This is a genomic window from Anabaenopsis sp. NIES-4685 (genome assembly GCF_059725405.1).
On record NZ_AP043602.1, the window covers coordinates 4506619 to 4521465 of the forward strand.

General features: G+C 43.5%; 9 protein-coding genes and 3 pseudogenes. 8 read left to right on the forward strand and 4 right to left on the reverse strand.

The features are described 5' to 3' along the window. Positions 1-65 precede the first annotated feature (65 nt). The 3 genes and pseudogenes from AC6IZ0_RS19530 (at position 66) to aspS (ending at position 3972) form a co-directional block, all read left to right on the forward strand. Positions 66-728 carry a glycosyltransferase family 2 protein gene (locus AC6IZ0_RS19530; RefSeq protein WP_271733089.1) on the forward strand — a complete coding sequence of 221 codons (663 nt, stop codon included), beginning with the start codon at positions 66-68 and terminating at the stop codon, positions 726-728. A 9-nt stretch (positions 729-737) separates the two neighbouring features. Next, positions 738-2066: pseudogene (locus tag AC6IZ0_RS19535) on the forward strand (ABC transporter substrate-binding protein). Between the two features lie 118 nt (positions 2067-2184). Continuing rightward, positions 2185-3972, forward strand: a complete 1788-nt coding sequence (gene aspS / locus AC6IZ0_RS19540; RefSeq protein WP_497724479.1) for an aspartate--tRNA ligase — start codon at positions 2185-2187, stop codon at positions 3970-3972. Between the two features lie 53 nt (positions 3973-4025). Here aspS and AC6IZ0_RS19545 read toward each other — a convergent pair whose 3' ends face one another. Continuing rightward, positions 4026-4823: an S-layer homology domain-containing protein gene (locus tag AC6IZ0_RS19545; protein ID WP_497724480.1), complete on the reverse strand. Its 798-nt coding sequence runs from the start codon at positions 4821-4823 to the stop codon at positions 4026-4028. Positions 4824-5257: 434 nt separating this feature from the next. On the opposite strand from AC6IZ0_RS19545, the pseudogene AC6IZ0_RS19550 reads away from it, so the two are divergent. The 4 genes and pseudogenes from AC6IZ0_RS19550 (at position 5258) to AC6IZ0_RS19565 (ending at position 8979) form a co-directional block, all read left to right on the forward strand. Then, positions 5258-6195, forward strand: a pseudogene (locus tag AC6IZ0_RS19550) (DUF2382 domain-containing protein). 55 nt (positions 6196-6250) lie between these two features. Further along, entirely contained in the window at positions 6251-7060 is an 810-nt protein-coding gene (locus AC6IZ0_RS19555; protein WP_497724481.1) for an SAM hydrolase/SAM-dependent halogenase family protein, read from the forward strand. 172 nt (positions 7061-7232) lie between these two features. Next, entirely contained in the window at positions 7233-7886 is a 654-nt protein-coding gene (locus AC6IZ0_RS19560; RefSeq protein ID WP_271733102.1) for a DUF2301 domain-containing membrane protein, read from the forward strand. Positions 7887-8532: 646 nt separating this feature from the next. Continuing rightward, a complete protein-coding gene (locus AC6IZ0_RS19565; RefSeq protein WP_497724483.1) occupies positions 8533-8979 on the forward strand; it encodes a tellurite resistance TerB family protein in 447 nt (148 codons plus the stop codon). A 190-nt stretch (positions 8980-9169) separates the two neighbouring features. Here AC6IZ0_RS19565 and AC6IZ0_RS19570 read toward each other — a convergent pair. The 3 genes and pseudogenes from AC6IZ0_RS19570 to AC6IZ0_RS19580 all read right to left on the reverse strand — a co-directional run bounded on the left by AC6IZ0_RS19570 (position 9170) and on the right by AC6IZ0_RS19580 (position 13100). Continuing rightward, positions 9170-10412 (reverse strand): annotated as a pseudogene (locus AC6IZ0_RS19570) (DUF4912 domain-containing protein). Between the two features lie 419 nt (positions 10413-10831). Further along, complete coding sequence (locus AC6IZ0_RS19575; protein WP_497724484.1) at positions 10832-11221, reverse strand: ARC6/PARC6 family protein; 390 nt, start codon at positions 11219-11221, stop codon at positions 10832-10834. 34 nt (positions 11222-11255) lie between these two features. Continuing rightward, positions 11256-13100: a J domain-containing protein gene (locus AC6IZ0_RS19580; RefSeq protein ID WP_497724486.1), complete on the reverse strand. Its 1845-nt coding sequence runs from the start codon at positions 13098-13100 to the stop codon at positions 11256-11258. Positions 13101-13752: 652 nt separating this feature from the next. Here AC6IZ0_RS19580 and pdhA point away from each other — a divergent pair. Further along, a complete protein-coding gene (gene pdhA, locus AC6IZ0_RS19585) occupies positions 13753-14787 on the forward strand; it encodes a pyruvate dehydrogenase (acetyl-transferring) E1 component subunit alpha (protein WP_271732072.1) in 1035 nt (344 codons plus the stop codon). The last annotated feature ends 60 nt before the right edge of the window (positions 14788-14847 follow it).

The following is a 14847-nucleotide window of genomic DNA, read 5'->3' on the forward strand; positions in this document are numbered from 1 at the left end:
ACCTAAATTATCTGTCTACATCTGTGGTCAATCAATTCCGAATATACCTTTAAATATCAAAGTCAATGAGCAGTATCAGTTTTGACATCCAACCAGAAATATCAGTTATTCTCTGCACATATAACAGGGCAAAATATTTAAATCAATGCCTTGATAGTGTCATCAACCAAACTTTTCCAGATTGGGAGTTGATTATAGTAGATGATGGTAGTCAAGATAATACATTTGAAATTGTTAATTCATATATTGGAAAATATCATAATATCAGATATCTCAAACATCAAAATAAAAAACAATGTTACGCCAAAAATGCGGGTATACAAGCATCTTTCGGTAAGTATATTACATTTATAGACAGTGATGATACTTACAAACCCAATCACCTAGAGTCGCGAATAAAATATATGGAAGCCAACCCAGAAATTGACTTAATCGAGGGTGGGTTTTTCTCGGAAGAAGAAATCTGGGTCGTTGATTATTATCAACAAGATAAATTGATTAATCTGCAAGAATGTGTTGTATGTCCCACATTCTTCGGTAAAAGGGAAGTATTTTTTGAGTTGCAAGGATTTAATCATATGTCCTATGGCGAAGATACAGACTTTTGGGAACGAGCCGAAAAAATTTACAAAACTCACAAATTCACCGAACCGAAAACTTATATTTACACCAGAGCCGACGATAGTATTACTAAAACTTTTTTCGAGCAAACTTCCCCATCTAGCTAACTAGTTGATATGACAACTAACAGTTTACTATATCCCATCAGCAGTTTTTTTTCTCAGTGTATATCTGCTGCTAGGAGGCTATTAATTTTAGGAATTGTTCTTTGCTCTTGTCTCATCATTCTATCTGGTTGTCTACCTCTACCAATACAAGAGCAGGGGGTAATTCGCCTCACCCTTTGGCAAGGTATTAATCCACCGGTTAACCGGGATGTGTTTAACAAACTGGTAGATAAATTTAATCAAACTCATGCTGATATTCAGGTACAATCTATTTTTGCCGGAGACCTTGACCAACAATTACCGAAAATCCTCGCCGCAGTGGTGGGGATGTCCCCCCGGATATTCTCAGCTTTTCCCCCCAAATTACTGGTCAGTTAGTGGAATTAGGAGCAATTCGCCCCTTAGATGACTGGTTAGCCACCTTCCCAGGTAAGTCGGAAGTTAACCCCAAGTTATTTGAGGAGTTAACATTAAACAATCAACTGTGGTCAATTCCTCTTTATACCAGCAATATAGGTATTTTCTACCGTCCCCAACTTTTCCAAGCCGCAGGAATTACCCAGACACCCAAGACCTGGGAAGAACTCAGAGCAGTCGCCAAAAAACTCACCATAGACCGGAATGGAGATCAAAGACCAGAACAGTATGGAATGTTACTACCCTTGGGTAAGGGCGAATGGACTGTATTTAGTTGGTTTCCCTTTTTATTGAGTGCTGGGGGGGAAGTAGTCAGCAATCATCAGCCCAACCTGACAAACCCAGGGGCGATCGCCGCCTTACAATTTTGGCAAGACCTATTACAAGACGGTTCAGCGACCCTCTCACCCCCAGAACGGGGTTATGAAGAAGATGGCTTTTTAAGCGGGCGTGTGGCCATGCAAATTACCGGACCTTGGACTTATATTACTAAGTCTAACATTGATTATGATGTGTTTCCCATTCCCGGAAGTGTGACACAAGCCACAGTCACCGGGACGGGCAATATGTATGTCATGAAAACTACACCCGAAAGAGAAGCCGCCGTCCCTGAAGTTTTTAGAGTATGTTTTAAGTGAACAATTCCAAACAGAATGGAGTATTGGCACAGGTTTTTTACCAGTTAACCTCAAATCTGCTCAAAGTCAAGCCTATCAGGAATATGCAGCCACAAAACCTTGGTTAAAAGTCTTTGTTGACCAAATGCACACAGCAGGCGCTAGGCCGATTATTGCCGGATATAGTCGTTTATCCGAGAGCTTAGGTAGAGCCATTGAGTCCAGCTTGCTCGGTCAACCCCCAGCAAAAGCTTTGCAAGTAGCCCAAGAACGTTTAGAACTGATTTGGCAGAATGTAAAGTAAAAGCCACAAAAAAATTTTTTCTGGACTTGTAACAACTACAGTTATTATTGATGCTAGATAATGGGAAAGCCTTGACATTTACTAACCCATCTAGCCCGACAGAATCAAACTAACACCTATGCGAACTCACTATTGCGGCGAACTCCGAAAAAAACATATTGGAGAAACTGTTACCTTGTATGGATGGGTAGACCGTCGCCGCGATCATGGGGGCGTGATCTTCTTAGATTTGCGCGATCGCTCCGGGATTGTGCAAATCGTCAGCGACCCCCAACGCACCCCAGATTCCTACCAACAGGCCAACACCCTGCGCAATGAATACGTTGTAGAAATTACCGGGAGAGTCACACAACGGCCGGAGGAATCCTTAAATCCTCGCCTCCCCAGCGGCGAAGTAGAAATCTACGCAGATAAAATTACACTACTTAACGGGGTTCGTAAACAGTTACCATTTCAAGTTTCCACCGTTGAAAGCGAAAATGTCCGGGAAGACCTGCGCCTCAGGTATCGTTACTTAGATTTACGACGGGAGCGCATGGCGCACAATATGCAATTGCGTCATCAAGTCGTTAAAGCCATGCGTCGCTACCTAGAAGACCTGGAAGGGTTCATAGAAATAGAAACCCCCGTACTCACCCGTTCCACCCCAGAAGGTGCAAGGGATTACATCTTACCCAGTCGCTCCAACCCCGGGGAGTGGTTTGCCTTACCCCAATCACCCCAGCTATTTAAACAAATCCTCATGGTATCGGGTATGGATAGATATTATCAGATTGCCCGTTGCTTCCGTGATGAAGACCTGCGCGCCGACAGACAACCAGAATTTACTCAGTTAGACATGGAAATGAGTTTCATGTCTCAAGAGGAAATTATCGCCCTCAATGAAAAATTAGTGGCTCATATCTTTAAAACAGTTAAAGGCATAGAGCTAAACCTACCATTCCCCCGCCTCACCTACGCCCAAGCCATGGAACGCTATGGTACTGATAAACCAGATACCCGCTATGGCTTGGAATTAGTCAATGTCTCCGATATCCTCCAAGACTCCGGGTTTAAAGTCTTTCGAGATGCGATCGCCCATGGTGGTACTGTTAAAATACTGCCCATACCCCAAGGTAATGATGTCATTTCCAACGTCCGCATCAAACCAGGCGGTGACCTATTCAAAGAAGCTACCGAAGCGGGAGCCAAAGGTTTAGCTTTTATCCGCGTCCGCGAACATGGCGAAATCGACACCATAGGCGCTATCAAAGACAACCTCACCCCAGAGCAAAAACAGGAAATCTTGCAGCGTACCGGTGCAAAAGCCGGACATCTGTTATTATTTGGCGCTGGTGACACCGCCACAGTTAATAAAACCCTAGACAGATTACGCCAAGTCGTCGCCAAGGAATTTAAATTAATCAATCCCGAAAAAATTAATTTACTCTGGATTACAGACTTCCCCATGTTCGAGTGGAACGCCGACGAAAAACGCCTCGAAGCACTACACCACCCCTTTACAGCACCCCATCCCGAAGATGTGAGTGACCTAAAAACCGCCCGGGCCCAAGCCTACGACCTAGTATTAAACGGCTTAGAAATTGGCGGCGGTAGTTTGCGAATTTACCAAGGGGACATTCAACAGCAAGTATTTGCAGCCATTGGTTTATCTACCGAAGAAGCCCATGATAAATTTGGCTTTCTTCTCGAAGCCTTTGAATATGGCACACCCCCCCATGGTGGAATTGCTTATGGTTTAGACCGTTTAGTTATGTTACTAGCCGGTGAGGAATCCATTCGGGATGTCATCGCTTTCCCCAAAACACAACAAGCCCGTTGTTTGCTCACAGATGCACCTTCTGGCGTAGATGTCAAGCAACTCAAAGAATTACACGTTGCTTCTACCTACAAACCAAAACCCTAACCACACCCGAACCTAGGGACGGTTAATCAATCGTCCCTACACCCACCCAGCAACTACCGAGCAGCCTGGCTAACCTCCGGACGCACAATATAATTATAAGCCGCCACATCACTAGGTAGAGGTTCAATTCTCCCCTGATCTACTAGAGCTTGGTGGATAAAAGCCGCAGCAGTAGAACGCCTCAGAGCCTGATTAGGATTAAGTACCCTAGGATTGGGATAATTAACCACCATATTTCGCTGTGTAGCTATGCCTACATCATTAATAGCATAATCGGGAATTTGTCCGGCATCTGTATAATAATCCCGCGCCAGTGCAGCCACAGGTGTACTAGGCGCAGTTGCTACTACTAAAGGCTGCATTAAAGAAGTCATCGCCAGGGGTAAGTATCTCGGTCTTCTCGCAACCCGCCGAGTTTCCGGTGTTAAATTCAAGCCTCTAGTGAGGGTGACTAGAGCATCTAGCCTCGAAACTGGCTGATTGGGAGCAAAGAAACCACCCGGATAAGCGCTCATAAATCCCTGCTGATAGGCTTCCTCAATAGCTGGAGAAGCCCAATATCCCGGAGGGACATCGGCGAAAACACTCCCATCTTGAATTTCCCGCACTGCTTCTTGGTCAAATGCTTGACGAAGCATCGCCGCGAACTCATCACGTTGTACAGCTTGCTCCGGTCGGAATGTCCCATCTGGATATCCGACAACAATATTTCTTTGGGCTAAACGTTCAATGAATGGTTGCGCCCAATAATCCGCAGGAACATCAGGAAAAGTATTCTGTGCTAAAACTGGAGATGTTAAACTTGCTGCTAGCCCTAGGGCGACTAAGGATGTACTAAATCCAGTAGACATTTAAACATACCTCCATTAATTTAACTCAAATTAATTAGCTTTAAATTTAATCTATACTGATAATATTTCAGATATTTACTATAGTTATCTATCTATCGATTCAAACAATTATAGCATTTCCCATGCTCGTGAGATACAAAAATTTTTAGTTTGAGGGAACAGGGAACACACCGAACAGGGAACAGGGAATTGGTGTGTACTTCATGAGACTGAAAAAGGCTTTATATCTCAAATTAGGCAGCATCTTATGGCTAAGGTAAATATTACCAACTGGTGTATAGGCTCTTCCCTCAGAACTATATTTGAGTATTTTGTTAACCAGTCAATCCACTATAAGTAGTAAATTACAACTTCCTCAAACTCACCCGCAAGCAAGACATAATCACATCTCACTTATCTTAGGATTGTAAGTAGAGATTTAGGTAAACAGTAATATGGTTCTTTATAAACTTCAAGACTTGAGTACTGGGTATACAAATACTGAATTTGATAATTATGAAATCCGAGATTTTGATGTCTACTCAGATGTCAATGACGAAAGAGTGGGCACAGTCAAAAATATTTTAGTGGATGATACAGGACATTTTCGTTATCTGGTTGTTGATACAGGTTTTTGGGTTTTTGGTAAACAGGTGTTATTACCAATTGGGCGCTCTCGCATTAGCTATGGTGACCGACGGGTCTATGCTACAGGACTCACTAAGGAGCAAGTAGAAAGCCTACCGCAGTTTGACGAACTCGAACGGGTTGACTACGATTATGAAGAGCGGGTACGGGGAGTTTATCGCTCTCCCTTTGCAGAAACACCTTTAGAAACTTCCACACCTGTAGAGGCTACAGCACCTTTAGATACTCCATCAGCTTATGCTGAGGCTACAGCACCTTTAGATACCCCGTCAGCTTATGCTGAGACTACAGCCCCCAGTCGTGATACTTATACTTACGAACACGAGCCAGAACTATACAATATTACTCAGCAAAATCACCAAAATCTCAAACTTTATGAAGAAAGGTTAGTTGCTGATAAATCCCGGATGAAAACCGGAGAGGTCACAGTTGGTAAGCACGTGGAAACTGATACAGCCACAGTTTCTGTACCGGTGGAAAGAGAACGGGTAGTCATTGAACGCACTACCCCCTCAGATGCGGGACGCATAGCGGCCCCGGTGAAGTTGATTTCCGTGAAGGTGAAGTTGTACGGGTGGATATTTACGAAGAAACTCCAGAAATTCGTAAGGAAGCTGTTTTACGTGAAGAAGTGAAAGTTAAGAAGGTGGTAGAAACAGATACAGTTGAGGCTCAAGAAGAACTGCGTCGGGAAGAGTTAGATGTGAACAAAAATAATCAACGCTCCCGGAAAAGAAAGAGTTGATGATGGTTGATATGATGGTAGTGGCTTGATTTTAGCGCCCTGCTCCCTTGGTTTCATGTCTCAAACACATACCAATCAATCATCTATTCTGGCACTGCTCACCGATTTTGGCGATCGCGATGTTTATGTAAGTATGATGAAAGGTGCGATCGCCCAAATCAATCCCCATATTAAGGTAGTTGATTTGACACACCAAATACCGCCGCAAAATATCGCTGCGGCGCGTTTTTGTCTGATGAATGCTTACCCCTATTTCCCAGTAGGTACAGTATATGTCGCCGTGGTAGACCCCGGAGTAGGCAGTCAACGCCGAGCGATCGCCCTAGAATTTCCCCAAGGCTTGCTAGTAGGGCCAGATAATGGTATCTTTAGCGGTGTGTTGTCTCAAAGTCCGGCAACTCGCGCCGTAGAACTGACTAACTCTCAATATTGGCGCACAGCCCAACCCAGCCACACCTTCCACGGTAGAGATATCTTTGCACCTGTGGGCGCTCATCTGGCTGCGGGGATTGATTTAAAACATCTGGGAGCAGAAATTGATACCGCCTCTCTGGTCAAGTTGGATCTTGGGCAATGTCAGGAAACCAACACCGGGGTTAGGGGTTACATTCAATATATTGATACTTTTGGCAACTTAATTAGTAATATTCCTGGGGAATACGTCTTAGGTAAAAATTGGTCTGTGCAAGTTTCTGGCTTGACTATACCCGGATATGTGACTTATAGTGATGTCAATGTGGGGGAACCTGCGGCTTTAGTTGGTAGTCATGGCTGGGTAGAAATTGCCATTAACACCGGCAATGCTTCCCTACAATTACAAGTTAACTACGAAGATCAGTTAGAAGTTTTGTTTTTAGGTAGATGAAAAAAATAGGTTGACACTCCCACGGCTAGACGCGCGTGGGAGTTTTCCCCCCCGATGAGGCTGATACAATCATTTCTATAGTGCGCTCTTTTAACCAAACCGTTGGGAAAGAATTTGGCGCAGCCTAACCGCCTCTCCATGGGATAGCATTTTTGTCAAAGCCTATTTAACCATGACTACAGAAACACTCTCAGCACCGGTTTATCAAGGTCAGTTTGGGGAATTTACTATTAACCAAAGCGATCGCACTAGCGTGATTATCTACCGTACTGGGTTAATGGTAGCAGCCCTAACCTTTGCCATCGGTAGCGCCTTAGTCTTATTCTACAACACACCCCAAACCATAGCCGCCCTCACACCCTTATACCTCTGTTTTAGTTTAGCTCTAGGTGTCAGCTTATTAACCATCCACATCTACATGGTAGCACTGCACCGACTCTTACAAATAGTCTGGGCGATCGGCAGTATATCAGCCCTAGTCTTAGCCCTATCTACTAGTCAACCCTTACCCATCACAGTTTACACCCAACCCCTGACATTATTTGGTATAGGTTTTACCTTCGTCGCCTTAACAGGTATTTTTTTTAAAGAAGCCTTTTGTTTTAACCGCCTGGAAACCAAAGCATTAACTGCCATTGTCCCAGTATTATTACTAGGTCATTTAGTCGGAATTTTACCCCCAGCCTGGGAACGAGTCTTATTAGCAGCGTGGGCAATTTTGTTAATAATATTTGCACTGCGTAAAGTCTTCCAAGCCATCCCCCCAGACATTGGCGACAAATCAGTATTTGCTCACTTAAAAGCCCAAGCTAAAACTAAACATTAATACTAACAGCTTAGGGAACAGGGAACACCGGAACAGGGAACACACAAAAAACAATCAAATCCAGTCCCCTCCCCTTAAAAGGACAAGACAAGGTGGACAAGGTGGACAAGGTGACCACCGGAGAAAAACAGTACAAAGTCTGTATTCTTAGTAAGAAAAATAGCCCCTTAAAAGACCATTGTCCGTATAAAATCTTCCTTGTCCACTTTCCTTCCTTGTCTTCGGTGGTCTTGCCTTCACAGATCATATTAAAAACCTAACCTTGTAAGGAAGGGGGTGGGGTCAAATAATATTCGATACACTAATCATGACTTGACAAACATTCTCTAAACCCAGCATTAACTTTGCTGGGTTTTTTTTATCTTCTGTCTGGGAACTCCACCATAAACCCGGCTTTTTTAGGCTGCTGTATGTTAGTTAGTTCTGATTTTTCCCCAGAAGAGATTTCTTTTAAGTCCCTAAAACAAAATTAAATATCTATCTTTTGATAGATGACGTAATTCATGGAATTTATACTCAAGGTAAATCTTATTTTTATGTGCCATTTTTCAACTATCAACTACGAATATTTGACATCAAAAACTATTGCCATTGACTTTAAAGGTGCTTATAATAACCATATTTACCAGGAGAAAACTTTCCTATTATGGGTTTATTCGGAAATAATTCTAATCTGCAAACACAAAATAATTCCGCCTTGGGACCTGCGGAAGCATTTGCAGCTATTACTTTGGCGACTGTTGCTGCTGATGGCTACTTAACAGACGAAGAAGCTCATACAATGATGGCAACTTTAAACCGAATGCATTTGTTTCGTAGCTACCCCAATGAAGTGCTAAGGAGGATGTTTGACAAGTTGTGCTCACTCATCAAACGCCAAGGATTTGATGGCTTTATTAAATTGGCAGTTTCCTCTCTTCCCCATGACTTATATGAAACCGCTTTTGCTGTAGCTACAGACTTGGCGTTAGCAGATGGTGAAGTAACTAAAGAAGAAGAAGACCTTTTAAATTATTTGTGGAAGTCTTTAGCAATTCCAGATGAAACAGCCCATAATATTGTCAAGGTAATGATGATCAAAAATAAAGGATAAGTCTGACATCAGAAAATTTTGTTTTGGGTAGCACAAACTCTTTTACTTCCATCAATGGGCTACATCTGGACCTCCAAGACAAACAAAACCCGCTATAAACTCCATATAGCGGGTAAGAACCTAAAATTTGAAAAAAAAATAGCACCTTATAATCATCAGACACTTAGCTAAACCATTCTCAAACGGCAACTTAGCTAAACCATTCTAAAACAGCCTCATCCTTAGTATTAGTATTCCGTGATGGAGTCTCACGATTAAACTTCATTTGAATTGACCTTGTTTGCTCACCATCAGCAGCTACAGCCACAATGGGATAGTCAATTAAACCATCTTGGAAAGACATCTGGAAGCGGAACGTACCATCAGGGTTGAGTTTAATTTCACGGTTACCAATAGTCACAGTAGCATCCGGTTCAGTAGCACCGTAAACAATCAACTCCGCATCAGCAACTAACCAGAACTTGCGAGGACGCACTGGTACAGCACCGACAGACATACCTACCCCAGACATACCTACCCCAGACATGGTTAAACCGGACATAGTGGGGACAGCCCACATACCCACACCAGAGGGGAAAACATAGGAACTCAAAGCCTCTTGGACCTGCAGAACTAGGTACTTGCTGCATAGAACCGAACAGAGAACCAGCAACCCGTTGAGCTTCAGCAGACTCAGCCAAGCCGAAAATTTGCTCGTATATAGCGTTACTGCTATCTTCCACAGCAGCCACAACTTTCTTCCCAGGGGGAACTAATTCGTAAACAGTTTTACCCCGCAGGTCTTCTTCAAAGTTGACAGTCACAAAAGCGTCTTCAATCCAGTCAGATGGATAAACAGGAGGAATGTGGACTCTTGCAGAACGTGCCAATACTAACCAACGACCGTCAGCAGTACGGTAGCCAATATCTACCACATAATCGCGATCGCTTACTGGAATAGGAATATACCATTCTCTTGCCAGTTCGTCGGCGGGGTACTCTTGAATACTGTGAGGACGTTGAAGGTCAAGATCCACATCGCTAACATCGTAGATGCGCAGTGCTAGTTGTTGTCCCCCTTGTTGTCGTAGTTCCGCCTTATGTTCATTGGGAATATCCCAGTAAGCATAAGCCCATTGAGGATCACGGGGTAACAGTACAATCCGGCTTTCACCATAACCTTGTGGTAGGTCAGCGATTCCTTCATCAACATCAGCCAGAGAACCACCAGTACGATCTTCTTGACCTAATTCAAATTTTGCTGCTTCCACGGTTTCCTGCGCCTCCAGTGAACGAGTTGGATTAAGGGATACTTTACTGTGTTGAACTTCCTGAATTGCTGCCAGCAGCTGAGATTTACGCATGCGGCTATAGCGGGAGATGCTATATTCACTGGCAACTTTACGTAGTTGCCTGAGTGTCATCTCCTCTAGTGGTGGGCGTTCTTTTGCCATAATTTTGGACTCCAGTAGTTTGTAAGGTAAATGACTTACCTGGGTGATATAATTTCCTATAAAATCAAATCTTATCTGTCCCAGATGAGTTTCTGATTCCCGACTTCTGGTTTTGCCCAGTTGTTAACTTTTTAGTTTTTTAGCCTTTCGATTCCTAGATGATGCCATGATCAGCATTTCTTTGGGATCGGATTACTTTTTTTATTAATTAAATATTAAGCAGTAAACCCGGGTAGGAATCAAGGGGGTTACAGGCGTTGTTTTGCCGGTTCTACCCATTTATCAACTGTTTGGGGATCGAATTGTCATGAAATCATGACAAACTGGCTGAATCGAGTAGGAGACCATAGAAGCAATGTCATGGACTCTTGACATTTGCGCTTAACTGAGTAATTTTAGTGCAGGTCAGTCAAACCAATCTAATTAATCACTGACATACCGTCGATGCGCCACCTATCCCCTTGTCGAATTAAAGAGTATCGCACCCGCAAAGTTTCATCCTTAAAATTTCTGATCTGTCCTAATTGATAGAACTGTGTTACCTCCCTGACCCTGACCACCACTAAAGCCCGATCCGATTTTTGATCAACATATTCCAGATTCACAGTGTGGTGATATGTCCGATGGCGATTCTGTGACCTCTCCTGTTGCACAAGCCCCCGCCATTGAGAAATAATCGTATCTGTTAAAATCAGTGGTAAACCATCCAGGTTATATTTTGGACCCAAAGCCTCAGATTTAGTAGATAACCAAGTTTGAATCACTTCTTGGGCCATAGCATCACTCAGAGAACCTTTTGGGGGTTCCAACTCCCTAGTTGGGTCGGGGATATCGATTGGTGGTTCATTGAGTTGTACAGAACAACTGTCCCCCTGACAAAATCGGCTCCGGGAATAACAAATTTTTTACCCATCCAAAGGTCGTAGAAACTAACAGCCAAATCAGTAAGATACCTACCAAAGAACCAAAGACAGTCAAAATAAGTCTTTTTTTTACCATCTTAGTGGGAATCAACCCAGTTTGCCTTTGAGGATAACCCCGGTTGACAGGTTGACGCGGCTTTCTTCTCCGCCGCTTTTTGACTTCAGGCGTGGACTTACTAGCACCATGGGGATGATGTTTCACCGCTTTGGCTCTAGGTTCATTCACCGGAATTTTACTTACATTATAGTTTGATTTAGTACTACGTGAAAATTTATCTGGCCGGGCGTTCCCACCAGTTGGGGTGAAGTGAGGATGTTCCTGTCTATGATGCTCTGGGATTTGTAACAAATCCACATTAGCTGTTTGACCTTGAGTAAATTTGAAAGAAACACCACTGGAATGAGCGCTCTCCCGGGTATCCAGGGAAAAAGACTGACGATTGATCACAGGGGATTGATCAGTAGTTACTGCGTCAGTAGGTAGCGCCTCTAAATAAGCTTGCACCTGTTGGTTAGCAAAATAATCTTTGAGCGAGGCTTGCTGCTTAGATAAATCTCGAAAGTGCAGGAATACTTCATCTTTTAACCACTGTTCCGCATACAAACATAGCCCCGGTAACAAGTCCGGAGAGTTCAGGGATTTTTCCCGAATAAAAGCCAGAGCTTCGTATTCTTGACTTAGTTCTAAAACCCGGGTGGACTCTTCGGTCTGCCCCAGTAGCAGGGCACACAAAGCTTGTTCTAAATGCACATCTTGACGCTTTCCTAACCGCATCAGCATTTGCCTAGCCTGACGGATTAAAGCCGGTTGACCTTGACTAAATCCCCGTGCTATGAGCGCATAAACTGTCAAGTAACTCGCAACAGCACAAGGGCGCTTGCTTTCCACTTCAAAGAGCTGATGCTGTTCTACAACCGTTAAATAGTTGCGTAATTGCTGAATAAAGCGCAAGAAATCATCTACATTCAGACCCGATTGATCATTACCACTGCCATCAATTCCACCGCGCTCATTTAACACCTCATGCAAAAATGCCAAGCCTTGTTGTCGTTGCTCAACTTTGTCTTCAGGTAATGCCAGCAATTCTAAAATCCGATAGGGACGCAATTTATACAAGTCAGCCTGGATTTCCGCCTGCACACTAGAAAATAGCCCTTCACGCTCTAGCATTTGTTGACCAGTTTCTAGAGAAACAGCCGCACTTTCATAGTGACCTTGCTGCCATTGCTCTCGCCCCAGTTCCAAACAAGCCAAAGCAACAGTCAGAACAACATCCGGGTAGTCAGAACTAGCAAGAAAATCTTCACTTTCGAGATTATTTGCCAGTTTGGCAGATATTACCTTGCTATTGTTGGTAAGGTAATTATTACCCAACTTCAGCACCAGTTCATATTCCCCGAGTTCCTGCAGAATCAATAAAGCACCAACTAATTCTTTTTCGGAAATCTCGATTCCCAGGCTCTGGATATCAGTATCAGTCTTCTTACTGGTTGTGTGGGTTCCCACGGCAACAGTAGCATTACCATTGCCGTCAGATCCATAGGCATGGGCAAGATAAAGCTGATCATAACTGCTACGTTCTTTAGGATTGGATAAAACCACGTAAGCTTCTTTTATAAGTTGTTTGCGAGCAGAAATTGCTGCCGGAGAATACTCCCGTCGTGGCAATTGGACAATGCGATCGCTGTACGACTGGCGCAACTGTTCATCACTTGCCGCTAACGGTAATCCCAAAATTCGGTAGTAATCTAGCGGAATTCGCACAGTCTACTTCCCCTGCACCGTGATCAACATAATTTACCTAGAGCATTCCAGGTATGTAAAACCGTGCCATAATCCTACACTGAATAATACCGTGAAGGATTTACATTATAAGTGTATAATATAACATTATTTCCTTTGAATTTTACTGGTAAAAATTTGCAGTTGCCTAGAAACCGCCAATACCTTGTTGTAATTGTTAGTATTTCTGCCGGTAGTAACTCATAGATGCTAAACATCCTCAGCACTTACCCAGCTATGCAGTTAGAGAAAGTATCCTCAAAAAGGGTAGGTATCAATTAAATTAAATGAACAGCATTATAACATAAATAAATGGAATTTCCCAAAATATAGCTCCATACAGAAAATTGCCCCATGATTTTCTTTAAATTGTTCATGGATATGCAGAAACCGAGCTATCCTGATTGATAGCCTATAAACAGGAGTAGATCAGAGGTCAACTCCTCCCAGAGGGTGGGTAGAAAAATCAAAAATTCACTCATTGTTTCTCCTCTATTGCCTATAAACCTGTTTGGTGCCTAAATTTTGGTCGTTGACTTTAGCACATACTAGCTGATCAAAAACAGAGATTGTCTGAAACCAACTTATTTGAGATGGTAAATTTTAGTTTTACTATAGGAATACTAAAAAAATAATGGTTCAAGAACGCACCTTACCTACATTTGACACCGCTACTACCAAAATCACCAAAGCAGAAGGGTTACGCTTGTATGAAGATATGGTACTAGGGCGCTCATTTGAAGACAAATGCGCCGAGATGTACTATAGAGGTAAAATGTTTGGTTTTGTCCACCTATACAACGGTCAAGAAGCCGTTTCTACAGGTGTTATCCAATCCATGCGACCCGGTGAAGATTTTGTTTCCAGCACCTATCGCGACCACGTTCATGCTCTGAGTGCTGGTGTACCAGCTCGAGAAGTGATGGCAGAGTTATTTGGCAAAGCCACAGGGTGCAGCAAAGGGCGTGGTGGTTCCATGCATATGTTTTCTGCCGAGCATGGCCTACTAGGTGGTTATGCCTTTGTAGCCGAAGGAATTCCTGTAGCAGCAGGAGCAGCTTTTCAAACTAAATACCGCCGCGAAGTTTTAGGAGACCAAAACGCAGACCAAGTCACAGCTTGCTTTTTTGGCGATGGTGCAGCTAACAACGGTCAGTTTTTCGAGACCTTAAATATGGCAGCCCTGTGGAAACTACCGATAATTTTCGTAGTGGAAAATAATAAATGGGCTATTGGGATGTCTCACGAACGAGCTACCTCCCAGCCAGAAATTTACAAAAAAGCCAGTGTATTTAACATGGTTGGGGTGGAAGTAGACGGTATGGACGTGCTAGCAGTGCGCGCCGTGGCTCAAGAAGCTGTAGCCCGCGCCCGTGCTGGTGAAGGTCCCACATTAATTGAAGCCCTTACCTACCGTTTCCGGGGTCATTCCTTAGCAGACCCAGATGAAATGCGCAGCAAAGCCGAGAAGGAATTCTGGTTTTCCCGTGACCCCATTAAAAAGTTTGCCGCTTATCTGACTGAGCAAAACTTAGCCGACGAGGCCGAACTCAAGGCCATTGATGGCAAAATTCAAGCACTCATCGACGATGCCGTCAAGTTTGCTGAAAGTAGCCCCGAACCCGACCCCAGGGAGTTATATCGCTTCGTGTTCGCAGAAGACGAGTAGATTTCATTTACCTGGGTGTCTTAGTGTCTGAGTGGTGAGTACAATTCACTTTCACCACCA

What these genes read in the sequence shown, in the direction of transcription:
- AC6IZ0_RS19545 (WP_497724480.1), bottom strand. Translation starts at nt 4,823, where the DNA reads ATGTCTACTGGATTTAGTACATCCTTAGTCGCCCTAGGGCTAGCAGCA.
- AC6IZ0_RS19530 (WP_271733089.1), top strand. Translation starts at nt 66, where the DNA reads ATGAGCAGTATCAGTTTTGACATCCAACCAGAAATATCAGTTATTCTC.
- AC6IZ0_RS19555 (WP_497724481.1), top strand. Translation starts at nt 6,251, where the DNA reads ATGTCTCAAACACATACCAATCAATCATCTATTCTGGCACTGCTCACC.
- AC6IZ0_RS19560 (WP_271733102.1), top strand. Translation starts at nt 7,233, where the DNA reads ATGACTACAGAAACACTCTCAGCACCGGTTTATCAAGGTCAGTTTGGG.
- pdhA (WP_271732072.1), top strand. Translation starts at nt 13,753, where the DNA reads ATGGTTCAAGAACGCACCTTACCTACATTTGACACCGCTACTACCAAA.
- aspS (WP_497724479.1), top strand. Translation starts at nt 2,185, where the DNA reads ATGCGAACTCACTATTGCGGCGAACTCCGAAAAAAACATATTGGAGAA.
- AC6IZ0_RS19565 (WP_497724483.1), top strand. Translation starts at nt 8,533, where the DNA reads ATGGGTTTATTCGGAAATAATTCTAATCTGCAAACACAAAATAATTCC.